The following is a 26435-nucleotide window of genomic DNA, read 5'->3' as shown; positions in this document are numbered from 1 at the left end:
TTTTATGGAGAACGCTATGCGCGCCCTGCTATTCCCCCTCCTGTTAATGCTGTGCGGCTGTAGCCATATGGCGCAGGACAGCTGGTCCGGTCAGGACAAAGCTCAGCATTTTTTAGGTTCAGCGCTGCTTTCAGCCGCGGGTAATGAGTATGCGCAGCGCCAGGGCTATTCGCCGGACAGAGCCGCTGCGTTCGGGCTGATGTTTTCTGTCTCGCTCGGCGTGGGTAAAGAAGGGTGGGACAGCCGCCCGGCAGGGAGCGGCTGGAGCTGGAAAGATCTGGCGTGGGATGTGGCGGGCGCGAGCGCGGGATACGCCGTCTGGCAGATGGCGGCACATTAAAGCCGCATGCCTTTTCCTTTCCGATGGAGCTTCAGCGACACCATGAACGCAACGGCGCCCATTGCCGAGACGTACCAGAAAAAGGCGGTCTCAGAACCGAGAGCTTTAAGCGACAGCGCCACATATTCCGCCGAGCCGCCAAACAGTGCGTTGGCGACAGCGTAAGAGAGCCCGACGCCGAGCGCACGAACCTGCGCCGGGAACATTTCTGCCTTAACGATGCCGCTGATGGACGTATAAAAACTCACGATCAGCAGCGCCAGCATTACCAGTCCAAACGCGGCCAGTGGCGAACTGACATTTTGCAGCGCCATCAGAATCGGTACGGTGCAGAGCGTGGCAAGCGCGCTGAAGCAGAGCATCGAGCTGCGCCGGCCAATGCGGTCAGAAAGCGCGCCAAAGAGCGGCTGTAACAGCATGAACGCAAAAAGCGCGCCGGTCATCACCATACTCGCCGTGTTTGCATGCATTCCCGCCGTATTGACGAGATACTTCTGCATATAAGTGGTAAACGTGTAGAAACTCAGCGAGCCCGCAGCGGTAAACCCGAGCACCATGATAAAAGCCCGACGGTTGCGCCAGAGCCCTTTCATCGAGCCCGCTTCTTTCAGCGCGCGCGTTTCCTGCTGTGAGGTTTCATCCAGCGAGCGGCGCAGCCACAGCGCCACAATCGCCAGCACCGCACCAAGCGCGAACGGAATACGCCAGCCCCAGGCGCGCAGATCGGCATCCGGCAGGATCTGTTGCAGTACCACGACAACCAGCAGCGCCATTAACTGCCCGCCAATCAGTGTGACGTACTGAAAAGACGCGTAGAACCCTTTGCGCCCTTCGATAGCCACTTCACTCATATAGGTCGCACTGGTGCCATACTCCCCGCCGACCGACAATCCCTGGAACAAACGCGCCAGTAACAGCAGCAGCGGCGCCCAGGTGCCGATTACCGCATAGCCTGGCAGACAGGCAATCACCAGCGAGCCAAAGCACATCATACAGACCGAGATCAGCATTGAGGTTTTACGGCCATGCTTATCGGCGATATAGCCAAATAACCAGCCGCCGATGGGCCGCATCAGAAACCCTGCCGCGAAGATGCCCGCAGTTTGCAGCAACTGCGTTGTGCTGTTGTCCGAGGGAAAGAAAATATGCGCAAAATAGAGTGAACAGAAGGAATAGACATAGAAATCGAACCACTCCACCAGATTCCCTGATGAGGCGCCGACAATTGCCCAGACCCGACGCCGGGTATCGCTGGAGGTCAAAGACGGCTTGTCCGTCCGGGCCGTGGTTTCAGTCATGTCTTTCTCCTTGTTCTGCCCCAGCGCACGAAGGGAGCCAGGGCAAGCTGCGGGCATTAAAGAATTATAATGTTAATCGCATGTTAACAAAATTTAGATAAGGGAGCGGCGATTTTGTGGCGCTTACCCCCATTTTTCCTGATGCGCCTTTTTGCGCCGCAGGTAATCTTCATCTGCCCGAATGCGATCCCACCAGCCTTTAAAAACGGTCGCCGCGGCCGCTTTTACCGGATCATTGCCACGAGGGTTGAGATTGCGGTCTTCATCGTACTTTTTACCCCCTTTGTAGTTGGCGTAGCGCCGGGCGCGGGTGTAACCCATCTGAATAAATTTGCGTGCCATATCCATCCCGACAAAATCGTCTTTCTCCCGGTAGGCTTCAAACAGCTCATAGATTTTCTCTGCCGAGACTCTGGCGCTCTCCTCATCTTTGTAACGCCAGTAGGGAAGGATTTCACTTTTATAGGGTTCAACCAGCAGCACACCCTGTTCGCCGCGCCCGACCTGGTAACGTTCAGGGTGCGCGCGAAAGTCGATACTGGCGAAGTCCTGTTCGTAATCAAACGATTTGGTGGTCACGTAAACCTCCTTCTTTTGCGACTCGTATAACCATAGCAGGCTTCAGAGAACTCCCGCTTTTCGCGGACCGCCGGGAAGTGGACTACCCTTCAACAGGTTACCTTTCGAGCGCAGCTCAGGCTTATGCGCACACTCACCTGACGCGAGGCACGATAATGACCAAAAAGACGAGCGACTTTTTTGTAGAACGACTCAAAGCGTGGGGCGTCATCCGCATTTATGGCTATCCGGGCGACGGGATTAACGGCGTGCTTGGCGCTTTGCAGCGCGCCGATAAAGCTGGCGATGGTATCGAATTTATCCAGGTACGCCATGAAGAAATGGCGGCATTCATGGCCTGCGCCCATGCAAAGTTCACCGGCGAGCCGGGTGTCTGCCTGTCTACCGGCGGACCGGGCGCCACACATTTACTGACCGGCCTGTATGACGCGCGCATGGATCATATGCCGGTCATTGCCATCGCAGGCCAGGCGGAAGTGACGGCGCGCGGCGCGACCTATCAGCAGGAGCTGAATCTCGATCGCGTGTTCAGCGACGTAGCAAGCTTCGTTCAGGAGGCCGCAACCCCTGCACAGTTGCGCCACCTGGTGGATCGCGGTGTGCGGATCGCCAAAGCGAATAATGGCGTGACGGTGCTGATCCTGCCAAAAGATGTGCAGGATGAGCCGTGGCAGGAGCCGGAGCACGCGCACGGCTTTACGCATTCCGGGCCAGGCTATCAGCGTCCGCATATTATTCCTCATCAGTACGATCTCCAGCGCGCCGCAGATATTCTTAACGACGGCAAAAAAGTCGCGATCCTGATTGGCGCCGGGGCGCGTGAAGCGGCCGTGGAGGTGGTTCAGGCGGCGAATCTGCTCGGCGCAGGGGTAGCCAAAGCCCTGCTCGGCAAGGATGTGCTGCCGGATGACGCGCCCTTCGTGACCGGGTGTATTGGACTGCTCGGCACCGAGCCGTCGTGGGATCTGATGCAGGGCTGCGATACGCTTCTGATGATAGGCACTGGGTTCCCGTGGGCGGAATTTCTGCCGAAAGAAGGCCAGGCGCGGGCGGTGCAAATCGATGTCGATGCCTCAATGCTTGGCCTGCGTTACCCCACGGAAGTCAATCTGCACGGTGACGCCGCCAGTACGTTACAGGCGCTACTGCCGCTGCTGAAGCGCAAAGAAGACCGCAGCTGGCAGGAGAAGATCGCCGTCTCGGTACAGGCGTGGTGGGAGAAAATGGAAGAACGCGCAATGGCAAAAGCGAGCCCGGTCAATCCACAGCGTGTGGTGTGGGAAATGTCGCCGCTGCTGCCGGATAACGCGATTGTGTCGTCAGACTCCGGCTCCTGCGCTAACTGGTTCGCGCGGGATTTTCGCATTAAACAAGGGCAGAGGGCGTCCCTTTCCGGCGGCCTCGCCTGTATGGGCGCCGCCGTGCCGTATGCCATCGCCGCGAAATTCGCTTTCCCGGAAAAACCCGTCGTGGCGCTGGTTGGCGATGGCGCGATGCAGATGAATAACATGGCGGAGCTGATCACTATCCAGAAATACTGGCAGCGCTGGTCCGATCCCCGTTTGATTGTCTGCGTGTTCAATAATCAGGATCTGAACCAGGTGACGTGGGAGCAGCGTATCATGGAAGGCAACCCGCGCTTCGCCGCAACGCAGGATGTTCCGGACGTGCCTTACGCAAAGTTTGCGCAGTCGCTCGGGCTGAAAGGCATTTATGTCGATGATCCGGAGCAGTTACAGGCCGCATGGCAGGAAGCGCTGACCGCTGACCGTCCGGTCGTGCTGGAAGTGAAAACCGACCCGGAAGTGGCGCCGCTACCGCCGCACATCAGTTTCGCTCAGGCTAAAGGATTTATGTCATCCATGGCGAAAGGCGACCGCGGTACCGGTAAAGTACTCGCCGATACGGCGCACCAGGTACTGAGTACCGTCCTGCCGGGTAAAAAATCGTAACGGGATGGCTCCTCAGGCGGCTGGGGAGCCTTTTATGTTTACTTGCTCGGCAATGTTTGTAGCCTTCGTTGCTGCCAGTGCACGATCCTATGCAACAAGAACAAACGAAGCCCTTCAACAGTAATAACCCACGCCAGAGAGCGAGCAGTGGCTTTCCGGCGCCATATAGCCATTAAGCAGGAAAAGCGCGCCGCAGACGCTAAGTGAGGCTCCGGTAAAAATGAGGCTCTTCGTCGAGCCGCTGGCGGCAAGCGTTAACGTACATTCAGCGGGCCCGCGGCGCTGAGCGGCTCGTTGGTTAGTGCTTCAACGCGGATTTCAAAGACGGTGGCCAGTGCGCTTGAGGTTCCAGCGATGGCGGCTCGCCTTTCTCGCTGCGTTGAAGGGGGCGCACGCTAACCGAAACGAGTTCTGCCAGTTGTTCCTGCGACCAGGCGCGAGCGAGCCGAAGCGCGCGAACAACTGCATGTCTTTGGGCTTTGATATGAGACTGTAATGGACAGTATTACGCCCTGAGTGCTCTGCCCGCCACGACATAACCCCGACAGCGTGGCGACAGATGGCTGACGCGGCATTCAGGGCTAAATAACCACAGGCCGTTGTAGTGAGGGGGGCAGCTTTACTGATTATGAGGTGACCGGGGAGATGCGGCATGGTCCGGCTGTGCGTGACGCACGAAATGGGGTTTGCGCGAACGGTTGCCGACCGGGTTATCTTTATGGATCGCGGTGAGATTGTGGAAGCGGCGCCGCCACAGGAGTTCTTTTCCAGCCCGCGTTCAGAACGTACCCGTGCGTTTCTCTCTCAGGTTATTCACTGAGATAACCCTTTCACTGATTCACCCCGCTCGTCTGAGCGGGGTTTTTTAATAATCAGCTAAGTACGAAAAGCAGGGCGCGGCAGCATGAAAGAAAGCGCCGGTGAGGGAAGTGATGCGGAGTGCTGGCGGGAGAAAACAAAAAAGCCCCATGCTTTCGCATGAGGCTTTTCCGTTTGTTTGATGCCTGGCAGTTCCCTACTCTCGCATGGGGAGGCCCCACACTACCATCGGCGCTACGGCGTTTCACTTCTGAGTTCGGCATGGGGTCAGGTGGGACCACCGCGCTACAGCCGCCAGGCAAATTCTGTCCGTCCACCGCGTACCGCCATGAACGTTTATCCGTCACAAGCTGAATATCTCTCTCAACACGCCAGACTTCTTTGGCGTTGTAAGGTTAAGCCTCACGGTTCATTAGTACCGGTTAGCTCAACGCATCGCTGCGCTTACACACCCGGCCTATCAACGTCGTCGTCTTCAACGTTCCTTCAGGAGACTTAAAGTCTCAGGGAGAACTCATCTCGGGGCAAGTTTCGTGCTTAGATGCTTTCAGCACTTATCTCTTCCGCATTTAGCTACCGGGCAGTGCCATTGGCATGACAACCCGAACACCAGTGATGCGTCCACTCCGGTCCTCTCGTACTGGGAGCAGCCCCCCTCAATTCTCCAGCGCCCACGGCAGATAGGGACCGAACTGTCTCACGACGTTCTAAACCCAGCTCGCGTACCACTTTAAATGGCGAACAGCCATACCCTTGGGACCTACTTCAGCCCCAGGATGTGATGAGCCGACATCGAGGTGCCAAACACCGCCGTCGATATGAACTCTTGGGCGGTATCAGCCTGTTATCCCCGGAGTACCTTTTATCCGTTGAGCGATGGCCCTTCCATACAGAACCACCGGATCACTATGACCTGCTTTCGCACCTGCTCGAGCCGTCACTCTCGCAGTCAAGCCAGCTTATGCCATTGCACTAACCTCCTGATGTCCGACCAGGATTAGCTGACCTTCGTGCTCCTCCGTTACACTTTGGGAGGAGACCGCCCCAGTCAAACTACCCACCAGACACTGTCCCCACGCCAGATTATGGCGCCAGGTTAGAACATCAAACATTAAAGGGTGGTATTTCAAGGTTGGCTCCACGCAGACTGGCGTCCACGCTTCAAAGCCTCCCACCTATCCTACACATCAAGGCTCAATGTTCAGTGTCAAGCTGTAGTAAAGGTTCACGGGGTCTTTCCGTCTTGCCGCGGGTACACTGCATCTTCACAGCGAGTTCAATTTCACTGAGTCTCGGGTGGAGACAGCCTGGCCATCATTACGCCATTCGTGCAGGTCGGAACTTACCCGACAAGGAATTTCGCTACCTTAGGACCGTTATAGTTACGGCCGCCGTTTACCGGGGCTTCGATCAGGAGCTTCTCTTGCGATAACCCCATCAATTAACCTTCCGGCACCGGGCAGGCGTCACACCGTATACGTCCACTTTCGTGTTTGCACAGTGCTGTGTTTTTAATAAACAGTTGCAGCCAGCTGGTATCTTCGACTGACTTCAGCTCCGCCCGCAGGGGCTTCACCTACATGTCAGCGTGCCTTCTCCCGAAGTTACGGCACCATTTTGCCTAGTTCCTTCACCCGAGTTCTCTCAAGCGCCTTGGTATTCTCTACCTGACCACCTGTGTCGGTTTGGGGTACGATTTCGTGTTACCTGATGCTTAGAGGCTTTTCCTGGAAGCAGGGCATTTATTGCTTCAGCACCGTAGTGCCTCGTCATCACGCCTCAGTGTTAAAGACAACCGGATTTGCCTGGTCATCACACCTACACGCTTAAACCGGGACAACCGTCGCCCGGCCAACATAGCCTTCTCCGTCCCCCCTTCGCAGTAACACCAAGTACAGGAATATTAACCTGTTTCCCATCGACTACGCCTTTCGGCCTCGCCTTAGGGGTCGACTCACCCTGCCCCGATTAACGTTGGACAGGAACCCTTGGTCTTCCGGCGAGCGGGCTTTTCACCCGCTTTATCGTTACTTATGTCAGCATTCGCACTTCTGATACCTCCAGCATGCCTCACAGCACACCTTCGCAGGCTTACAGAACGCTCCCCTACCCAACAACACATAAGTGTCGCTGCCGCAGCTTCGGTGCATGGTTTAGCCCCGTTACATCTTCCGCGCAGGCCGACTCGACCAGTGAGCTATTACGCTTTCTTTAAATGATGGCTGCTTCTAAGCCAACATCCTGGCTGTCTGGGCCTTCCCACATCGTTTCCCACTTAACCATGACTTTGGGACCTTAGCTGGCGGTCTGGGTTGTTTCCCTCTTCACGACGGACGTTAGCACCCGCCGTGTGTCTCCCGTGATAACATTCTTCGGTATTCGCAGTTTGCATCGGGTTGGTAAGCCGGGATGGCCCCCTAGCCGAAACAGTGCTCTACCCCCGAAGATGAGTTCACGAGGCGCTACCTAAATAGCTTTCGGGGAGAACCAGCTATCTCCCGGTTTGATTGGCCTTTCACCCCCAGCCACAGGTCATCCGCTAATTTTTCAACATTAGTCGGTTCGGTCCTCCAGTTAGTGTTACCCAACCTTCAACCTGCCCATGGCTAGATCACCGGGTTTCGGGTCTATACCCTGCAACTTAACGCCCGGTTAAGACTCGGTTTCCCTTCGGCTCCCCTATACGGTTAACCTTGCTACAGAATATAAGTCGCTGACCCATTATACAAAAGGTACGCAGTCACCCTCTTACGAAGGCTCCCACTGCTTGTACGTACACGGTTTCAGGTTCTGTTTCACTCCCCTCGCCGGGGTTCTTTTCGCCTTTCCCTCACGGTACTGGTTCACTATCGGTCAGTCAGGAGTATTTAGCCTTGGAGGATGGTCCCCCCATCTTCAGACAGGATATCACGTGTCCCGCCCTACTCATCGAGCTCACAACCTGTGTGCCTTCGTGTACGGGGCTGTCACCCTGTATCGCCGGCCTTTCCAGACCGTTCCACTGACACACAAGCTGATTCAGGCTCTGGGCTGTTCCCCGTTCGCTCGCCGCTACTGGGGGAATCTCGGTTGATTTCTTTTCCTCGGGGTACTTAGATGTTTCAGTTCCCCCGGTTCGCCTCACAGCACTATGTATTCATGCTGAGATAGTGTGACGAGTCACACTGGGTTTCCCCATTCGGACATCGCCGGTTATAACGGTTCATATCACCTTACCGGCGCTTTTCGCAGATTAGCACGTCCTTCATCGCCTCTGACTGCCAGGGCATCCACCGTGTACGCTTGTTCGCTTAACCTCACAACCCGAAGAAGTCTTCGCGCTGCGAGTTTGAGAGACTCTGACACACCGCGCATTCCCTGTTTACGGAAGAATGCAGCAGCATGTCTGTTTCAATTTTCAGCTTGTTCCGGATTGTTAAAGAGCAAATATCTCAAACGTGACTTAACAGTCAGTTTTGAGATATTAATCGGTAACGCCTTTCACTCATTACCAGCAGGTGGCGTCCCTTAGGGGATTCGAACCCCTGTTACCGCCGTGAAAGGGCGGTGTCCTGGGCCTCTAGACGAAAGGGACTTCGCTTTCGCAGACAACCCTGCTTCTTTACTTTCTATCAGACAATCTGTGTGAGCACGCGAGGTTGTATCTTGCAGGTAAGGAGGTGATCCAACCGCAGGTTCCCCTACGGTTACCTTGTTACGACTTCACCCCAGTCATGAATCACAAAGTGGTAAGCGCCCTCCCGAAGGTTAAGCTACCTACTTCTTTTGCAACCCACTCCCATGGTGTGACGGGCGGTGTGTACAAGGCCCGGGAACGTATTCACCGTGGCATTCTGATCCACGATTACTAGCGATTCCGACTTCATGGAGTCGAGTTGCAGACTCCAATCCGGACTACGACGCACTTTATGAGGTCCGCTTGCTCTCGCGAGGTCGCTTCTCTTTGTATGCGCCATTGTAGCACGTGTGTAGCCCTGGTCGTAAGGGCCATGATGACTTGACGTCATCCCCACCTTCCTCCGGTTTATCACCGGCAGTCTCCTTTGAGTTCCCACCATGATGTGCTGGCAACAAAGGATAAGGGTTGCGCTCGTTGCGGGACTTAACCCAACATTTCACAACACGAGCTGACGACAGCCATGCAGCACCTGTCTCAGAGTTCCCGAAGGCACTCCCGCATCTCTGCAGGATTCTCTGGATGTCAAGACCAGGTAAGGTTCTTCGCGTTGCATCGAATTAAACCACATGCTCCACCGCTTGTGCGGGCCCCCGTCAATTCATTTGAGTTTTAACCTTGCGGCCGTACTCCCCAGGCGGTCGACTTAACGCGTTAGCTCCGGAAGCCACGCCTCAAGGGCACAACCTCCAAGTCGACATCGTTTACGGCGTGGACTACCAGGGTATCTAATCCTGTTTGCTCCCCACGCTTTCGCACCTGAGCGTCAGTCTTCGTCCAGGGGGCCGCCTTCGCCACCGGTATTCCTCCAGATCTCTACGCATTTCACCGCTACACCTGGAATTCTACCCCCCTCTACGAGACTCAAGCCTGCCAGTTTCGGATGCAGTTCCCAGGTTGAGCCCGGGGATTTCACATCCGACTTGACAGACCGCCTGCGTGCGCTTTACGCCCAGTAATTCCGATTAACGCTTGCACCCTCCGTATTACCGCGGCTGCTGGCACGGAGTTAGCCGGTGCTTCTTCTGCGAGTAACGTCAATGGCCAAGGTTATTAACCTTAACCCCTTCCTCCTCGCTGAAAGTACTTTACAACCCGAAGGCCTTCTTCATACACGCGGCATGGCTGCATCAGGCTTGCGCCCATTGTGCAATATTCCCCACTGCTGCCTCCCGTAGGAGTCTGGACCGTGTCTCAGTTCCAGTGTGGCTGGTCATCCTCTCAGACCAGCTAGGGATCGTCGCCTAGGTGAGCCGTTACCCCACCTACTAGCTAATCCCATCTGGGCACATCTGATGGCATGAGGCCCGAAGGTCCCCCACTTTGGTCTTGCGACGTTATGCGGTATTAGCTACCGTTTCCAGTAGTTATCCCCCTCCATCAGGCAGTTTCCCAGACATTACTCACCCGTCCGCCACTCGTCAGCAAAGCAGCAAGCTGCTTCCTGTTACCGTTCGACTTGCATGTGTTAGGCCTGCCGCCAGCGTTCAATCTGAGCCATGATCAAACTCTTCAATTAAAGTTTGATGCTCAAAGAATTAAACTGTTAGTTCGTAATGAATTAACTGTTGTTCACTTGAGACTTGATATTCGTTTATCGTCCGAAGACGTTAAGATATCAGTGCCCCGAGTGCCCACACAGATTGTCTGATAAATTGTTAAAGAGCGGTGCGACGCGGCCTTCAGCCTGCTGTCGCGAGGTGGCGTATATTACGCTTTCCTCTTTCAGAGTCAAGCGTTTATTTTCGCTTTCGTCTGCCTGACGGGCCGGCTCGCTTGCCGTTGTGCCGTGTCAGTGGAGGCGCATTATAGGGAGTAATCAGAATCTGACAAGAGGTAATTTGAAAAAAGTTTCTGACCGTTCACTTTCCAGGCAATGCGTATAAAGAACGACCATAATCGCCTGGTTTATGAACAAAAACGAGCCCCGCAGGGCCCGTTTTTTAGTTTTTGCGACTTACTGCACAGCAACGATACGGTTATCACGCACCAGCAGCTCGATAGTTTTACCGGGCACCAGCTCTCCGGAGAGGATTTGCTGGGCCAGCGGGTTTTCTATCTGCTGCTGGATAGCGCGTTTTAAAGGACGCGCCCCGTATACCGGGTCGTAGCCGTTCTCGCCAAGCAGCTGGAGTGCTTCATCCGAGATATTCACCGCATAGCCGCGGTCTTCCAGACGCTGATAGAGCCGTTGCAGCTGGATCTGCGCAATAGAAGCAATATGCTGCTGACCAAGCGGATGGAATACCACGACTTCATCAATACGGTTAATGAATTCCGGACGGAAATTTTGCCCCACGACTCCCATCACCAGCTCTTTCATACTGGCGTAATCCAGCGCGCCGAAACGCTCCTGAATCAGGTCAGAGCCAAGGTTAGAGGTCATGATAACCACCGTATTGCGGAAATCGACGGTTCTCCCCTGCCCATCCGTCAGGCGCCCGTCATCCAGCACCTGCAACAGAATGTTGAACACATCCGGATGCGCTTTCTCAACTTCATCCAGCAGGATCACAGAATAGGGACGACGGCGAACCGCTTCCGTCAGATAGCCGCCCTCTTCATAACCGACATAGCCCGGAGGCGCGCCCACCAGACGAGACACCGAGTGTTTTTCCATAAACTCGGACATATCGATACGCACCATCGCATCGTCGCTGTCGAACATAAAGTTAGCCAGCGCTTTGCACAGCTCTGTTTTCCCCACCCCCGTTGGTCCGAGGAACAGGAACGAGCCAATCGGACGGTTCGGATCGGAAAGCCCGGCGCGGCTGCGTCGAATCGCATTCGAGACGGCTTCAACCGCCTCATCCTGGCCGATGACGCGCTGATGCAAATCCTGCTCCATACGCAAAAGCTTATCGCGTTCGCTTTCCATCATGCGGGAGACCGGAATACCGGTCCAGCGTGCCAGCACTTCGGCGATTTCCGCATCGGTGACTTTATTACGCAGCAGACGCATAGTTTTGCCTTCCGACTGCGTGGCGGCGGCAAGCTGTTTCTCAAGCTCAGGAATTTTCCCGTACTGAAGTTCGGACATCCGGGCCAGGTCGCCCACGCGCCGCGCCTGTTCAATAGCGATTTTCGCCTGCTCAAGCTCCGCTTTAATGGTCTGCGTTCCGGAGAGCGAAGCTTTTTCCGCTTTCCACTCTTCTTCAAGCTCTGAATATTGACGCTCTTTATCCGCCAGTTCGTCATTCAGCATATCGAGGCGCTTTTTACTGGCCTCGTCAGACTCTTTCATCAGCGCCTGCTGTTCCAGTTTGAGCTGGATGATGCGGCGATCGAGCCGGTCAAGCTCTTCCGGTTTTGAGTCGATTTGCATACGAATGCTCGACGCGGCTTCGTCAATCAGGTCAATGGCTTTATCCGGCAGTTGACGGTCGGCAATATAACGGTGCGAGAGCGTGGCCGCCGCGACAATCGCCGGGTCGGTGATCTGTACATGGTGATGCAGTTCGTAACGCTCCTTCAGACCGCGAAGAATGGCGATGGTATCTTCCACCGACGGCTGAGCCACGAACACTTTCTGGAAACGACGCTCCAGCGCGGCGTCTTTTTCAATGTACTGACGATATTCATCCAGCGTCGTAGCCCCCACGCAGTGCAGCTCACCGCGCGCCAGCGCAGGTTTAAGCATGTTGCCCGCGTCCATCGCGCCATCTGCTTTACCGGCGCCGACCATCGTGTGCAGCTCGTCGATAAACAGAATGACGTTGCCTTCCTGTTTCGAGAGATCGTTAAGCACACCTTTCAGACGTTCTTCAAACTCACCGCGGTATTTCGCGCCGGCGACCAGCGCCCCCATATCCAGCGCCAGTACGCGACGCCCTTTCAAACCTTCCGGCACTTCGCCGTTAACGATGCGCTGGGCAAGTCCTTCCACAATGGCGGTTTTACCGACGCCAGGCTCGCCAATCAGCACCGGGTTGTTTTTGGTACGACGCTGCAGCACCTGAATAGTGCGGCGGATCTCTTCATCACGTCCGATGACCGGATCCAGCTTGCCCTGTTCGGCACGCTCGGTCAGATCGACGGTATATTTTTTCAGTGCCTGGCGCTGATCTTCAGCACCCTGATCGTTCACGCTTTCGCCTCCGCGCATATTTTCAATCGCTTGTGTGACATTTACTGCTGTGGCCCCTGCGGCTTTGAGGAGATCCGCAAGCGTACCGCGTGACTCCAGCGCCGCGAGTACAAACAGCTCTGAGGAAATAAAGTTGTCGCCCCGTTTCTGCGCCAGCTTGTCGCAGAGATTGAGCGCGCGCACCAGATCCTGCGACGGTTGAACATCGCCGCCGGTGCCTTCCACCTGCGGCAGGCGGCTCAGAGCCTGATCGAGATCGGTGCGTAACTTCCCGGCATTAACGCCAGCGGATGTCAGTAACGGGCGAACGGAACCGCCTTCCTGATTCAGCAGGGCGCTCATAAGGTGCAGGGGTTCGATAAACTGATTGTCGTGTCCCAGTGCGAGAGACTGGGCATCGGCGAGAGCAAGCTGGAATTTATTGGTAAGACGATCCAGACGCATAACTCCTCCCATAACAGGTCAAAATTGCTACTGGAGATTAAATGAGGTCATCCCTCAATTATTCAAGGTGAATGACCTGAATAATGTGGAGCGTCAGTTATCCGTACCGGATCGTCTTGATTCAATAGGTTATATCAGCCAAATGAAACTTGCCATACGACCTGTCGTTCTGTCGCGGCGATAGGAGAAGAAATCGTGGCGTTCGCTCAGCGTGCAGTGCTCGCCGCCATAGACAGCGGTGACGCCGGCGTTCGCCAGACGCTGGCGGGCCAGGCGGTAAATATCGGCGAAATATTTCTCACCATGCGGACGAAACGCGTCAGCGGCCGCGACGTCTCTGGCGATAAAGGCCTCGCGCACTTCCGGCCCCACTTCAAAGGCCGCCGGGCCGATGGCCGGGCCAAGCCAGGCCTGAATCGTCGCAGGCTCTGCCTGAAAACAGGCGACCGTCTCTTCAAGCACGCCTTCGCACAGGCCGCGCCAGCCCGCGTGCGCTGCCGCCACTTCACGGCCAGACGCATCGCAAAACAGTACCGGCAGGCAGTCGGCGGTCATGACGGCGCATACTGTCCCGCGCTCGCGAGTATAGGAGGCATCCGCCCGCTTAGAAGCATAAGGGCCGCCAGTAAGATGCAGCACCTCTTTGCCGTGTACCTGCTCAAGCCAGACGGGCGCTCCAGGAAAATTCGCCGCCTCGTAAAAACGACGGCGGTTTTCTTCAACATGTTCCGGATTATCCCCGCAGTGCGCGCCCAGATTTAAGGCATCGTAAGGCGGCAGGCTGACACCGCCGTGGCGGGTAGAGCTACAGGCCGCGACGCCCGGAGGCAACGGCCACTGCGGAGTAATCAGTTTCATAACCAGTCCACGTCGTCTTTATGGGCTTCGAAATCGGCGCGCAGCGCGTCAATTAAATCGATCATATCCTGCGGGATCGGCGCATGCCATTCCATCATCACGCCGCTGATGGGGTGATAGAGGCGCAGCATCGTTGCGTGCAGCGCTTGGCGATCGAACTGACGCAGCGCCTGAATAAATTCCTCGCTTGCGCCTTTCGGCGGGCGCGGACGTCCGCCATAAAGCTGATCGCCCACCAGCGGATGCGTGATGTGCGCCATGTGTACGCGGATCTGGTGGGTACGCCCGGTTTCCAGCCGCAGACGCAGGCGGGTGTGAATCCGAAAATGCTCCATGATGCGGTAGTGAGTGACCGCCGGTTTACCCATCGGATGCACAGACATATGGGTGCGTTTGGTCGGGTGGCGGCTGATAGGCTCGCTGACCGTTCCGCCCGCCGTCATATGACCGATAGCGACGGCTTCATATTCGCGCGTGATTTCCCGCAGTTGCAGCGCCTCTACCAGACGCGTTTGCGCCGGAACGGTTTTCGCCACCACCATCAGGCCGGTGGTGTCTTTATCAAGACGATGCACGATACCCGCGCGCGGCACGTCGGCAATCGGCGGGTAATAGTGCAACAGCGCGTTAAGCACGGTGCCATCCGGGTTGCCCGCGCCCGGGTGAACCACCAGATCGCGCGGCTTATTAATGACAAGAATATCGTCATCTTCGTATACGATATCCAGCGGGATATCCTGCGGTTCAAAGCGCGCTTCTTCTTCAATTTCAGCATTGATGGCGACACGCTCTCCACCCAACACTTTCACTTTCGGCGTATCACACATCTGCCCGTTAACCAGCACGCGCTGGTCGAGAATCCATTCTTTTATGCGTGAACGTGAATAATCCGGGAACAATTCGGCCAAAGCCTGATCTAAGCGTTGACCGAGCTGTGACTCGGACACCGTTGCGGTGAGTTGTACTCGTTGTGCCATATACAGCTTCTTCGTTAACGTTGGGTTTTACGGCTTTGCCGTTTAATATAGTGTGCTATTGTAGCTGGTCTTAATCGGGAGCTGGAACTGTGAAACTCCCGCATAACATCTGAGGAAAGTCAAAACGTCATGACGCGCATGAAATATCTGGTGGCAGCCGCCACGTTGAGCCTGGCTTTGGCGGGCTGCTCCGGTTCTAAGGAAGAGGTGCCCGATAATCCGCCTTCAGAGATCTACGCGACTGCGCAGCAAAAGCTGCAGGACGGTAACTGGAAAGCGGCAATAACGCAACTGGAAGCGTTAGATAACCGTTATCCGTTTGGCCCTTATTCTCAGCAGGTGCAGCTGGATCTGATCTACGCCTATTATAAAAATGCCGATCTGCCGCTGGCCCAGGCCGCTATTGACCGTTTCCTTCGCCTCAACCCGACGCATCCGAATATCGACTACGTCATTTACATGCGTGGCCTGACCAATATGGCGCTTGACGACAGCGCGCTGCAGGGCTTCTTCGGCGTCGATCGTAGCGACCGCGATCCGCAGCATGCGCGCGACGCGTTCCGCGACTTCTCAAAACTGGTACGCGGCTATCCGCAGAGCCAGTATGCGACTGACGCGACTAAACGTCTGGTCTATCTGAAAGACCGCCTGTCCAAATATGAGCTTTCCGTTGCGCAATATTACACCAAACGCGGCGCGTGGGTGGCGGTTGTTAACCGTGTGGAAGGGATGCTGCGTGATTACCCGGATACTCAGGCGACCCGCGAAGGGCTGGGCCTGATGGAAAACGCCTATCGCGAGCTGCAGCTCAACGCGCAGGCTGATAAAGTAGCGAAAATCATCGCGGCCAATAACACCGGCTCCTGATTGTCGTTTCAGCATAAAAAGCCAGCCCGTGGGGCTGGCTTTTTTTATACCGTTTACTCGCCTGTCCAGCCGGAGCCGTCAATAAAAATCACCCGGTCATCAAGCCACTGACCCACAATGTTGTCGGCGCCTTTGCGGGCATTATCAGCCGTCCAGCCGCGATCGTTTTGCAGCCACGCTTGCGTCGCTTTACGCGCGGGCTCCAGCGCCGCCAGCGCTTTCTCACGCTGCGCTTTCGGCCATGCGGCTTCATCTTTCCACTCGCGGATCTCTTGTTCGGAATCTCGCGTTTTTTTAACCTGAGCCGCAGCGTTGAGATAGTCTTCCGGCTTCACCGTCACATGTAATTCAAACATCCGCCAGTCGGCATAGCTGGCGTGCTGGATAGTCCCCGCCCCTTCGCTGGCTTTCGCTAAAGGCTCGCTGAATGCCTCGTTTAGTGCAGTCCACGCCGGCGCGTCGAAAATCACATCCTGCGGTTTACAAATCGGCGCGGCGCTGTCGCGCGTTGAACCATAAAGCGAACCGAACGCCTCATAGGCCGCCTCTCCCTGCGCTGCAAAAATAAAACAGTGCACATAAGGCCGGTCATCGTCGTCAGCCCACTGATAATCCATTCTTTCGATATTCATGCGCAGCAGCGTCAGTACCGCCTTGTCTTTACTCTCTTTCGGATCCTTTTCGATATCCTTCATTATCGAGTAAGCGAAATCATCGTCCTTCAGGCCATCCAGCGCCATCTGGTGGCGTTTGCTGGCTTCCTGCGCCGTGACGCCGCTGGCTGGCATGAAATGGTTCAGGTAGACCAGCCACGCCGACGCGAGCGGCGTCTGGTACGCGCGTAGCTTGTCGGCTGCGTTAACCGGTGAATCCGGAATTAAGCTGACCGCTGCGTCAAAGCCATGCGCGGCATGGCGCGCGATATCGTTTAGGGCATCCGCGCGCGTTTTCATTGTGGCCGTCAGGCAGGCCCGTATCTCATTCGCGCTGCCCGCGCAGGCGTTGCGGTTTTTCAGCCAGGCGCGCTGTTCAGTACGCAACGCCGTGGCGTCCTGCGCCGGCAGGCTGCCCATCGCGCGCAGATAATCATCGTTAATTTTACTGTCGAGTTCGCCGAGCGTCTGCTGCTGGCAGATGGCGTGTTCGACAGGCGTGCCTGCTTTATCGCAGTCAAAAGACGCGGCGAGGGCCGGGCTCGCGCCGCAGGCGAGCGTAACGCATAAAGCGAGCCGACGAAGCGTCGTCAGCCGGAAGGTGGCTTTCATAACAATCCTTTTTAAGTGAAGACCTGCGAGTTCGGGCAGAATTAACGCGCATTATTGCTTAACGCAACAATTTCGAGGAGCTCTTAAAAAAGGTACGTTCGGAAAATTGCTAAAAAATGATCAGAAAGGCGGTATTGCTGAAGGTTTGTGCGAAGGCCACAGGCGAGTTAACTCATCAACTATGACCGCTTTTCACAAGGGCGACAAGGGAAATCTGCCCTCTTCCTGTCCTGCCTCACAAAAGCGTTTCATTGACAAAATGTGACAAATTTAAGTGATCTCAATCACACAAATTGACGCTGGGGCGGTTATGCTAAAATTACCAAGACGGGAAAGACAAGAGGTAACATTTATGACAATGAACATTACCAGCAAACAGATGGAAATCACCCCCGCTATCCGCCAGCACGTCGCCGACCGTCTCGCCAAACTTGAAAAATGGCAAACTCATCTGATCAACCCGCATATCATTTTATCTAAAGAACCCCAGGGGTTCGTCGCTGATGCCACCATCAATACGCCTAATGGCCACCTGGTCGCCAGCGCCAAACATGAAGATATGTACACGGCCATTAATGAATTAATTAACAAGCTGGAAAGGCAACTGAACAAAGTCCAGCACAAAGGTGAAGCCCGCCGTACCACCGGCTCGGTGAAAGACGCCAACTTCGCTGAAGTCGAAGAAGAAGAGTAAATACCCCCAGCGTCATCCTTTACCACGCGCCTTCGGGCGCGTTTTTTATTGACAGAACAAAAAGGGAGCGGGTACTTTACCGGTAGGCTTTTTAAGGAAACACTCATGAAACAACACCCGTTTTTCTTCGCTTTCTTTTTTACCTTCCCCTGAACGGGAGGCGTGTCGTCGTATCAGAAAGCAAGCGAAGACGAACTAACAGGCCTCCCACTCCGGGGGGCCTTTTTTATGGCTATACACAAGGTGGCGTTATGACTGCGGAAAACCCGTTGCTGGCCCTGCGCGATAAAATCAGCGCGCTGGATGAACAATTACTCGCCCTGCTGGCGCAACGCCGGGCGCTGGCGGTTGAGGTGGGGAAAGCGAAGCTCGCCACCCATCGTCCGGTCAGGGATATCGACCGTGAACGCGATCTGCTGGAGCGGCTGATTAATCTCGGGAAAACCCATCATCTTGACGCGCATTACATCACCCGGCTGTTTCAGCTCATCATCGAAGATTCCGTTCTCACCCAGCAGGCGCTCCTCCAGCAACATCTGAACCAGACGAACCCGCACTCTGCCCGCGTCGCGTTCCTCGGCCCGAAAGGCTCTTACTCGCACCTTGCCGCCCGTCAGTACGCCGCCCGCCATTTCGATCAATTTATCGAAAGCGGATGCGCCAAATTCCACGATATTTTCAACCAGGTCGAAACTGGCCAGGCGGACTACGCCGTGGTGCCGATTGAGAACACAAGTTCTGGCGCCATTAACGACGTCTATGACTTGCTGCAACACACCAGCCTGTCGATTGTCGGCGAGCTGACGCTGCCTATCGACCACTGCGTGCTGGTCGCCACCTCCACCACGCTTGAGAAAATCGAAACCGTCTACAGTCACCCGCAGCCATTCCAGCAATGCAGCCAGTTCCTCAAGCGCTACCCGAACTGGAAAATCGAATATTGCGAAAGCACCGCCGCGGCGATGGAGAAAGTGGCGCATGCGAATTCGCCATATGTCGCCGCACTCGGCAGCGAGGCGGGCGGCGCGTTGTATGGTCTGCAGGTGCTGGAGCGCAATCTCGCGAACCAGACGCAAAACATCACCCGCTTTGTAGTGCTGGCCCGTAAGGCTATCAACGTTTCCGATCAGGTACCGGCGAAAACCACGCTGCTGATGGCGACCGGACAACAGGCTGGCGCGCTGGTCGAGGCGCTGCTGGTGCTGAGAAATCATAATCTGATTATGACGAAACTGGAGTCGCGCCCGATTAACGGCAACCCGTGGGAAGAGATGTTTTATCTGGATATCCAGGCGAATCTCCACGACGTGCCGATGCAGCTGGCGCTGAAGGAGCTTACGGAGATAACCCGGTCGATGAAAGTGCTGGGCTGCTACCCCAGCGAAAACGTGGTGCCGGTCGACCCGGCATAACGATACGCGGCCGGGCGCACCGGCCGCTTTTCTTACCCTTTAAATTTCGGCTTCGGCACGCCGGCGACATGCGTTTCCAGCGTGAAAATCGCGCCTGAGAGCGGACGTTGCGCCAGCTCCTCCTGCTCCATATTTTCACGCGTGGTGGTGATATAGAGCGTTTTCATCTCCGGGCCGCCAAAGCAGACCATTGTCGGGCAGCGCACCGGTAGCCGGTGCTCTTCAAGCTGTTCGCCCTGCGGGGAGAACCGCGCGATGCGATGGCCATCAAACAGCGCCGTCCAGTAACAGCCTTCGACGTCCAGCGCCGCGCCGTCCGGTATGCCTTCGCCTTCGCCGAAGGTTCTGAATACCTCGCGCTTGCATGGCTCGCCCTGCTCATCCAGCGGCGTGCGATAAATCACGCCTTTCGGCGTATCTGAGGTATACATCCAGCGCTTGTCCGGGCTGAACGCCAGACCATTCGCGCCGTGAATATCGCTCTGGATCACATGAGCACTCAGATCGCTATCAACGCGCACCAGCAGCGCGCCTTTATAATCGCCCGGCGCCCAGAAAGTGCCGGCGTAGAAGCGCCCGTCGTGATCGGTGCCGCCGTCGTTAAAACGCGCCAGCGCCGGGTTATTGGGATTATCGCAAATTTTCCTCCCCAGAATGCCGCGCTCGTCGGCAAGCCAGATGCCGCTGCGCAGCGCGACGATAAAGCCGCCCTTCTCGCGCAGCGCGAAACAGCCCACCTCTTCCGGAAACTGCCAGACCCGGTGTTCACCGCTGTGCGGATGATAGCGATGGATCTCCTGCTCCAGGATATCGGACCAGTAGAGCGCCTGCTCCTGGGCGTCCCAGGTCGGGCATTCCGGCAGGTGACCGGTATAATCAAACAACAGCTGCGGTTGCGCCATTTCGTTCATCCTTTTTCGCCATAAAAAAAGCCAGCGGACTGGCCCACTGGCTTTTGAGTATAAGCGGCTTTTGCGTTACTGGCGGCTGTCGTTCGCCTGGCGCAGCAGCGTGCGGCTCTCCTGCTGGAACCGCTTCGCATAATCGCCGAACCAGTGCTCGACTTTACGGAAGCTGTCAATGAACGCGCGTTTATCGCCCTGCTCCAGCAGGCCAATCGCCTCGCCGAAACGCTGATAGTACCGTTTAATCAGCGCCAGATTGCCCGGCGACGACATAATGATATCCGCGTATAGCTGCGGATCCTGCGCAAAGAGCCGGCCCACCATCGCAAGCTCCAGCCGGTAGATGGGCGAGGAGAGCGCCAGCAACTGCTCAAGCTGCACATTCTCTTCAGCCAGATGCAGGCCATAGGCAAACGTCGCGAAGTGGCGCAGCGCCTGGATAAACGCCATGTTCTGATCGTGCTCTACGGCGCTGATGCGGTGCAGTCGCGCGCCCCAGACCTGGATTTGCTCAAGGAACCACTGGTATGCCTCAGGCTTACGCCCGTCGCAGTAAACCACCACCTGTTTGGCGAGGCTACCGCTGTCCGGCCCGAACATCGGGTGCAGGCCGAGCACCGGGCCGGGGTGAACTTCCAGCATCGCCTGCAGCGGCACGTTTTTCACCGACGTTAAATCCACCAGCACGCAATCTTCCGGCAGCGGCGGCAGTTTATGGATAACGGCGTCCGTCAGGTGCACCGGCACGCTGACGATAACCATACCGGCGTCGGCGCACAGCGTCGCGGCCTGCGGCCAGTCTTGTTGTTCCAGAATCCGTACCTGATAGCCGGAGAGCGACAGCATTTTTTCAAACAGCTGGCCCATCTGCCCGCCGCCGCCGACAATCACTACCGGGCGCAGCGCCGGGTTAAGCGTTTTAAACCCTTTATCGTTCTCACTGGAGTACGACTCGCGCATCACGCGCCGCAACACATCTTCGATAAGATCCGGCGGTACGCCGAGCGCTTCGGCTTCTTCACGGCGCGATGCCAGCATGGAGGCTTCACGCTCCGGCACGTAAATCGGCAGGCCGTAACGGCTTTTTACTTCGCCAACTTCCGCCACCAGCTCCAGACGGCGCGCCAGCAGTCCCAGCAGCGCCTTATCCACTTCATCAATTTGATCGCGCAGTGCGGTCAGTTCAGCCACCATCGTTAACCCCTTACGCCAGGCGCGCGGAGAGCGCCCCTTGCAGATCCTGATGCAGCGCGCGCAGCAGCGTTTCTGTGGTTTCCCAACTGATGCAGGCATCGGTCACGGAAACGCCGTATTTCATGGCGCTGCGCGGCTGTTCGGACGACTGATTGCCTTCGTGAATATGGCTCTCAATCATCAGGCCGATGATAGACCGGTTGCCGTCTTTAATCTGCGCCACCGCAGATTCCGCGACGCCTGGCTGGCGGCGGTAATCTTTGTTCGAGTTGCCGTGGCTGCAGTCAATCATCAGCGCCGGGCGCAGCCCCGCCTGCTCCATCTCTTTTTCACACTGCGCGACATCCGCCGGGCTGTAGTTAGGCGCTTTACCGCCGCGCAGGATCACGTGGCCGTCCGGGTTGCCCTGGGTTTGCAGCAGGCAGACCTGGCCTGCCTGATTGATGCCGACGAAACGGTGCGGCATCGCGGCGGCGCGCATGGCGTTAATCGCGGTGGCGAGGCTGCCATCGGTGCCGTTTTTAAAGCCGACCGGCATTGAAAGACCAGACGCCATTTCGCGGTGCGTCTGCGATTCAGTGGTACGCGCGCCTATCGCGGACCAGCTAAAGAGATCGCCCAGGTATTGCGGGCTGTTCGGGTCGAGCGCTTCGGTCGCGAGCGGCAGCCCAAGGCTTACCAGTTCCACCAACAGGCTACGGGCGATTTTCAGGCCCGCTTCCACATCAAACGAGCCATCCATATGCGGATCGTTAATCAGCCCTTTCCAGCCCACTGTCGTACGGGGCTTTTCAAAATAGACGCGCATAACCAGATAGAGACTATCGCTGACCTGTTCAGACAGGGCTTTAAAACGACGAGCATAATCAATCGCGGCTTCAGGATCGTGGATCGAGCAAGGTCCACACACCACCAGCAAACGCGGATCGCGACCAGCGATGATATCGGAGATGGTCTGGCGAGAGCGCGCTACCTGCGCCTCCTGTTCAACGGTTAGCGGAAACTGGGCTTTGAGTTGATCCGGAGTGATTAATACCTGTTCATCGGCGATATGAACATTATTCAGCGCGTCTTTTTGCATGATGGCGATCCTGTAAGTTTGCTCGTTGCGATAGGGGTTCCTCAGCGAGGAGGATTTAACAATACCACAGGCGGTAAAGATTTCAATCCAGAATACGTACCGATAACTTTACATTAGCGAAATAAATGGCAGGAATTACGCCTTTAAGTGTAATAATTATTTTACAGAAACGAAAAGGCGGGTCTCCCCGCCTTGCGTTTATGGCGCGTTTTGCGCGAGAGGTTTGCAGCGCCCCTGCCGCCAGCGCCAGTAATCCATTATCAGCAGTATAGCGAGGCTTACGCCCATTACCGGTAGCGCCAGTCCCAGCAGTACGGCTACCATCAGAATGACGATACGCCAGACGCGCGACAGATTCAGCCAGCCCTGACTCAGCGTCGCAGCGGGGCTGACGAGCGGCCCCTGCGGACGGCGCAGCCACCAGAGGCGGTAACCGAGTACAATCGCAACGCATAGCGCGATGCCAAACGCGACTAGCAACAGCTGGTTTGGCAGGCCAAACAGCACCCCCATATGGAAATCGACGCCCCAGCGCGTCAGCTTCGCCATCAGCGGATAATCAGCGAAGCGGGTGGTATCGATGACGTCAAGCGAGGCGCCGTCGACTGCCACGGCATCCACCTGCGTGGGCCAGGCACGATCGATTTCTGTCACGGTCCAGGCGCGCCCCGCCTCGCGCGGCGGTCGGATCTCAAGCTTATCGGCATCAATACCAGCGCCTCTCGCCGCCGCCAGCACGCGGTCATACAGGCGCGCGTCGATGGACGGCGCAGGCATGTTCATGGCGCCGTGATGCATATGATGCTCCGCGTGCGGATCGTGCGGCTGGGCGCCCCCATGCAGTTGCGTGTTCACCTGAGGCGTGAGCCAGCCAAACGCGGCGCGCATTTTATCCACGTTCGCGCCCGCCCACTGTGACCAGGTAAGCCCGGTCGCAGAGAACAACAGCATGCCTGCAAGCAGCGCCCAGCCGAGACCGGTATGCAGGCGGCGTGTATTCTGGAAAGCGTTATTGAGGCGTCGCTTCGGACGGGTAAAAAACCAGAGCGCGATGCCGCCAAGCGCCGCCACCCACATCCATGACGCCGCCAGTTCGCTGTAGACACGGCCCGCGTTGCCCAGCAGCAGCGAGCGGTGCGCGTAGTCTATCCACTGACGCAGGGGCAAAATGCCGCTGGTGCCGTAAACGGTCATATCGCCCTTCACGGCGAGCGACACCGGGTCGATAAATACTGCCCGTGATTCTGACTCGCCAAGCGCCGGCTCGGCGAACATCACGCGCGTTGTCTCGCCAGGGGTTAACGCCGGACGCACCGCCGAAAGGCGCAGGTGCCCGCCGGTGCGTTGTTCCGCCGCCGCCACCTGTAGCGCCAGCGGCTGACGTTCGCCGGACGTAGTGCCAAACAGCACGTCGCGATAGGCCCAGTTTTCAAGTTGCGGCGTGGCGACATACAGCGTGCCGGTCAGCGCCGCCACAAAGATAAACGGCCCGATAAACAGACCAATATAGAAATGAAGGCGTCGCAGCAGGTTTATCCATGCCGCGCGCGGGGTGCAGGAAGCCATACTTTTCCTTTTTTAAAAGCAGAAGGTATCGCTGCGCCTGAGCGCAGGGGATTCTTAGCAGGAAAAAGCAGACGTGGGTGGCGGCGCGCGGGTATCAGGCCAGAGACGCGGATAAAAGCGCCAGTGTCTGGCCACCGGTCGGGCAACCGGAAGCCGGACGCGTTGCAGAATAAACGAGACCAGCAGCGTAAGGGCCAGCAAAAGGCCGGGCACATGCGCCAGCAAAACGCAGTAGCCGCACGCTTCGGCATGATCGACAGGCAGGGAGGCGGGCGCAGACGAAGACATCTCATGATGATGCTCTTCAGCATGCATTATCGCCGGCATCTCATCCATCACCATCTCGTGGTGCATGCCGGGCATCGCGCTCATGGGGTCTTTTTGCAGGCTGACAGAAATAAGCGGCGCCACCACAATCAGCAGGATCGCGAACAGCGCAAGCATAGCCGCGCGGTAGCGAAACCCTGACCGATAAAAGACGTTGCTGCCCACTGCACCTCCAGAAATGGAGGCTTATTGTAAATGATTCAGCGCTGAAAAGTTAACGTAAAGGGAAGGAAAAAGGTGGTCTTTACACTGTGCTGCGTAATCTCAGGACAAAAAAAGGGCCAGCCCGCAGGCCAGCCCTTTTTATATCGGATGTCGCTTAAGCGAATCTTAGTTAAGACGCTCTTTGATACGAGCAGACTTACCAGTGCGCTCACGCAGGTAGTACAGTTTAGCTTTACGTACAGCACCACGACGTTTAACAGAAATGCTGTCAATTACCGGAGAGTGAGTCTGGAAGACACGCTCAACGCCTTCGCCGTTGGAGATTTTGCGAACAGTGAATGCAGAGTGCAGACCGCGGTTACGGATAGCGATAACCACGCCCTCGAATGCCTGCAGACGTTTTTTGGAACCTTCAACAACCCATACTTTCACTTCCACGGTATCACCCGGACGGAAGGAAGGTACGTCCTGCTTCATCTGCTCTTGTTCAAGTTGCTTAATAATGTTGCTCATAATTTAATCTCTTATCCTGGGTAAACTGATGTTTCGGGTGGCGGCTTACGCGTCGCCAGTCCCATCATGTCTATGTTGCTGTTGCGCGTGTTCGGTTTTGAACTCCGCCAGCAACTTTGCTTGCTCTTCAGTCAGAGCCAGGTTTTCCAGAAGTTCAGGTCTTCTAAGCCAGGTACGGCCCAGCGACTGCTTCAGGCGCCAGCGTCTGATTTCGGCATGGTTGCCCGACAGTAATACTGACGGTACTTCCATCCCCTCTAACACTTCAGGCCGGGTATAGTGCGGACAATCCAGCAACCCATCGGCAAAGGAATCTTCCGTTGCCGACGCCTCGTGACCCAGTACGCCTGGAATAAACCGGGCAACCGAATCGATAAGCGTCATGGCGGGTAGCTCGCCACCGCTGAGAACGTAATCCCCGATTGACCATTCTTCGTCAATTTCGGTCTGGATAACGCGCTCGTCTATCCCTTCGTAGCGGCCACAAACCAGAATTAACTTCTCGTTCGTCGCCAGCTCGCTGACGCCCGCTTGATCAAGCTTGCGTCCCTGAGGTGAAAGGTAAATCACCTTTGCGCCCTCGCCTGCCGCGGCTTTCGCTGCGTGAATGGCGTCCCGCAAGGGTTGCACCATCATTAGCATCCCCGGTCCGCCGCCGTAGGGCCTGTCGTCCACGGTACGGTGCCGGTCGTGCGTGAAGTCGCGAGGACTCCAGCTGTCGATGCTCAGCAGGCCATTTTTTACTGCCCGGCCAGTTACCCCGTAATCGGTAATCGCGCGGAACATCTCAGGAAACAGGCTAATTATGCCAATCCACATAGCGCCGTTTATTACCGTTTGTCCGGAGGTTTAAAAACCAGGATCCCAATCTACTTCAATCATTTGAGTAGCGAGATCGACTTTCTTGATAACCTGCCCATCGAGGAACGGAAGTAACCGCTCCTTGATACCAAACGCATCTTTCAGGTTTGCCTTCACGACGAGAACGTCGTTCGACCCGGTTTCCATCATGTCGATGACTTTACCAAGGCTGTACCCTTCCGTGGTGACCACCTGGCAACCGATAAGGTCTTTCCAGTAGTAGTCGCCCTCTTCGAGGTCCGGCAACTGCGAAGAATCCACGACAATTTCGCAATTGGTCAGCAGATTCGCGGCATCACGATCGTCAACGCCTTTCAGCTTGATGATCATGTCCTGATTGTGGTGCTTCCAGCTTTCCAGCTGTACTTGCTGCCACTGACCCGCCTGCTGGATAAACCAGGGCTGATAGTCAAAAATGCTTTCGGCGTCTTCGGTGGAGGAAAACACTCTGAGCCAACCACGAATGCCGTAAGAAGAACCCATTTTCCCGAGAACAATCGGGTTAACGGGGGCTTTAGCGGCGTCTTGCTTGCTCATCATGACCACCGTGACAGA

The 26435-nt window shown here is 56.3% G+C and carries 20 protein-coding genes, 1 tRNA gene, 3 rRNA genes, 2 pseudogenes and 1 other annotated feature; of the genes and pseudogenes, 7 read left to right on the top strand and 19 right to left on the bottom strand.

Features of this window, described 5'->3' with window-relative positions; all coding sequences use genetic code 11:
• Positions 1-16 precede the first annotated feature (16 nt).
• On the top strand, positions 17-340 hold the full coding sequence (locus AFK63_RS03295) for a YfiM family lipoprotein (RefSeq protein ID WP_038861281.1): 324 nt from the start codon (positions 17-19) through the stop codon (positions 338-340).
• Here AFK63_RS03295 and AFK63_RS03290 read toward each other — a convergent pair.
• Entirely contained in the window at positions 337-1638 is a 1302-nt protein-coding gene (locus AFK63_RS03290; protein ID WP_038861174.1) for an MFS transporter, read from the bottom strand. The two genes, AFK63_RS03295 and AFK63_RS03290, sit on opposite strands and share 4 nt — an antisense overlap.
• A gap of 123 nt (positions 1639-1761) precedes the next feature.
• A complete protein-coding gene (locus AFK63_RS03285; RefSeq protein WP_038861171.1) occupies positions 1762-2217 on the bottom strand; it encodes a DUF4385 domain-containing protein in 456 nt (151 codons plus the stop codon).
• Positions 2218-2372: 155 nt separating this feature from the next.
• On the opposite strand from AFK63_RS03285, the gene AFK63_RS03280 reads away from it, so the two are divergent.
• On the top strand, positions 2373-4169 hold the full coding sequence (locus tag AFK63_RS03280; RefSeq protein WP_038861168.1) for a thiamine pyrophosphate-requiring protein: 1797 nt from the start codon (positions 2373-2375) through the stop codon (positions 4167-4169).
• A gap of 38 nt (positions 4170-4207) precedes the next feature.
• Here the strand turns inward: AFK63_RS03280 and AFK63_RS21580 are convergent.
• Positions 4208-4653, bottom strand: a pseudogene (locus AFK63_RS21580) (helix-turn-helix transcriptional regulator).
• 165 nt (positions 4654-4818) lie between these two features.
• On the opposite strand from AFK63_RS21580, the pseudogene AFK63_RS20065 reads away from it, so the two are divergent.
• Positions 4819-4989 (top strand): annotated as a pseudogene (locus AFK63_RS20065) (amino acid ABC transporter ATP-binding protein); the annotation flags it as partial.
• A gap of 182 nt (positions 4990-5171) precedes the next feature.
• Here AFK63_RS20065 and rrf read toward each other — a convergent pair.
• The 7 genes from rrf to rluD form a co-directional block, all read right to left on the bottom strand.
• Positions 5172-5287, bottom strand: a 5S ribosomal RNA gene (gene rrf, locus AFK63_RS03275).
• 92 nt (positions 5288-5379) lie between these two features.
• Positions 5380-8284: ribosomal RNA gene (locus AFK63_RS03270) — 23S ribosomal RNA — on the bottom strand.
• Between the two features lie 202 nt (positions 8285-8486).
• Positions 8487-8562 (bottom strand) — tRNA-Glu (locus tag AFK63_RS03265).
• A gap of 78 nt (positions 8563-8640) precedes the next feature.
• Positions 8641-10183 (bottom strand): 16S ribosomal RNA (locus tag AFK63_RS03260).
• Together the 16S, 23S and 5S rRNA genes with 1 tRNA gene alongside form the textbook arrangement of a ribosomal RNA operon.
• A gap of 438 nt (positions 10184-10621) precedes the next feature.
• Positions 10622-13195, bottom strand: a complete 2574-nt coding sequence (gene clpB / locus AFK63_RS03255; RefSeq protein ID WP_038868343.1) for an ATP-dependent chaperone ClpB — start codon at positions 13193-13195, stop codon at positions 10622-10624.
• Positions 13196-13324: 129 nt separating this feature from the next.
• Positions 13325-14053: a purine nucleoside phosphorylase YfiH gene (gene yfiH, locus AFK63_RS03250; RefSeq protein WP_038868341.1), complete on the bottom strand. Its 729-nt coding sequence runs from the start codon at positions 14051-14053 to the stop codon at positions 13325-13327.
• On the bottom strand, positions 14050-15030 hold the full coding sequence (rluD, locus tag AFK63_RS03245) for a 23S rRNA pseudouridine(1911/1915/1917) synthase RluD (RefSeq protein ID WP_038868339.1): 981 nt from the start codon (positions 15028-15030) through the stop codon (positions 14050-14052). The genes yfiH and rluD overlap by 4 nt, the downstream gene beginning before the upstream one ends.
• Before the next feature lie 129 nt (positions 15031-15159).
• On the opposite strand from rluD, the gene bamD reads away from it, so the two are divergent.
• A complete protein-coding gene (gene bamD / locus AFK63_RS03240; RefSeq protein WP_038868337.1) occupies positions 15160-15897 on the top strand; it encodes an outer membrane protein assembly factor BamD in 738 nt (245 codons plus the stop codon).
• A gap of 53 nt (positions 15898-15950) precedes the next feature.
• On the opposite strand, the gene AFK63_RS03235 is transcribed toward bamD, so the two are convergent.
• Complete coding sequence (locus AFK63_RS03235) at positions 15951-17162, bottom strand: lysozyme inhibitor LprI family protein (protein WP_038868335.1); 1212 nt, start codon at positions 17160-17162, stop codon at positions 15951-15953.
• 352 nt (positions 17163-17514) lie between these two features.
• Here AFK63_RS03235 and raiA point away from each other — a divergent pair, with 352 nt between their 5' ends.
• The 3 genes from raiA (at position 17515) to pheA (ending at position 19268) form a co-directional block, all read left to right on the top strand.
• Positions 17515-17856, top strand: a complete 342-nt coding sequence (raiA, locus tag AFK63_RS03230; RefSeq protein WP_004385565.1) for a ribosome-associated translation inhibitor RaiA — start codon at positions 17515-17517, stop codon at positions 17854-17856.
• Between the two features lie 104 nt (positions 17857-17960).
• Positions 17961-18086, top strand: a sequence feature (Phe leader region).
• Positions 17962-18009 carry a pheA operon leader peptide PheL gene (gene pheL, locus AFK63_RS21560; RefSeq protein WP_171999258.1) on the top strand — a complete coding sequence of 16 codons (48 nt, stop codon included), beginning with the start codon at positions 17962-17964 and terminating at the stop codon, positions 18007-18009. Its footprint overlaps the feature before it by 48 nt.
• Before the next feature lie 21 nt (positions 18087-18107).
• Positions 18108-19268 carry a bifunctional chorismate mutase/prephenate dehydratase gene (gene pheA / locus AFK63_RS03225; RefSeq protein WP_038868333.1) on the top strand — a complete coding sequence of 387 codons (1161 nt, stop codon included), beginning with the start codon at positions 18108-18110 and terminating at the stop codon, positions 19266-19268.
• Between the two features lie 32 nt (positions 19269-19300).
• On the opposite strand, the gene AFK63_RS03220 is transcribed toward pheA, so the two are convergent.
• The 8 genes from AFK63_RS03220 to rimM form a co-directional block, all read right to left on the bottom strand.
• Positions 19301-20170 carry an SMP-30/gluconolactonase/LRE family protein gene (locus AFK63_RS03220; protein ID WP_038868331.1) on the bottom strand — a complete coding sequence of 290 codons (870 nt, stop codon included), beginning with the start codon at positions 20168-20170 and terminating at the stop codon, positions 19301-19303.
• A gap of 75 nt (positions 20171-20245) precedes the next feature.
• Positions 20246-21367: a bifunctional chorismate mutase/prephenate dehydrogenase gene (gene tyrA, locus AFK63_RS03215; RefSeq protein ID WP_038868328.1), complete on the bottom strand. Its 1122-nt coding sequence runs from the start codon at positions 21365-21367 to the stop codon at positions 20246-20248.
• Positions 21368-21377: 10 nt separating this feature from the next.
• On the bottom strand, positions 21378-22448 hold the full coding sequence (aroF, locus tag AFK63_RS03210; protein WP_038868326.1) for a 3-deoxy-7-phosphoheptulonate synthase AroF: 1071 nt from the start codon (positions 22446-22448) through the stop codon (positions 21378-21380).
• 198 nt (positions 22449-22646) lie between these two features.
• Positions 22647-24014, bottom strand: coding sequence for a PepSY-associated TM helix domain-containing protein (locus AFK63_RS03205; protein ID WP_038868324.1), 1368 nt, complete (start codon positions 24012-24014; stop codon positions 22647-22649).
• A gap of 54 nt (positions 24015-24068) precedes the next feature.
• Positions 24069-24506 (bottom strand): DUF2946 domain-containing protein, encoded by a 438-nt coding sequence (locus AFK63_RS03200; protein ID WP_038868322.1) that lies wholly within the window; start codon positions 24504-24506, stop codon positions 24069-24071.
• 165 nt (positions 24507-24671) lie between these two features.
• A complete protein-coding gene (rplS, locus tag AFK63_RS03195; protein WP_038868320.1) occupies positions 24672-25019 on the bottom strand; it encodes a 50S ribosomal protein L19 in 348 nt (115 codons plus the stop codon).
• A gap of 45 nt (positions 25020-25064) precedes the next feature.
• Positions 25065-25838, bottom strand: a complete 774-nt coding sequence (gene trmD, locus AFK63_RS03190) for a tRNA (guanosine(37)-N1)-methyltransferase TrmD (protein ID WP_038868310.1) — start codon at positions 25836-25838, stop codon at positions 25065-25067.
• 30 nt (positions 25839-25868) lie between these two features.
• Positions 25869-26417 (bottom strand): ribosome maturation factor RimM, encoded by a 549-nt coding sequence (gene rimM, locus AFK63_RS03185; protein ID WP_038868306.1) that lies wholly within the window; start codon positions 26415-26417, stop codon positions 25869-25871.
• Between the last annotated feature and the right edge of the window lie 18 nt (positions 26418-26435).

The organism is Cronobacter muytjensii ATCC 51329, from assembly GCF_001277195.1.
Taxonomy (GTDB): Bacteria; Pseudomonadota; Gammaproteobacteria; order Enterobacterales; family Enterobacteriaceae; genus Cronobacter; species Cronobacter muytjensii.
Note: the sequence above shows the minus strand (reverse complement) of the source record. Positions and strands in the feature narration are given on the sequence as shown.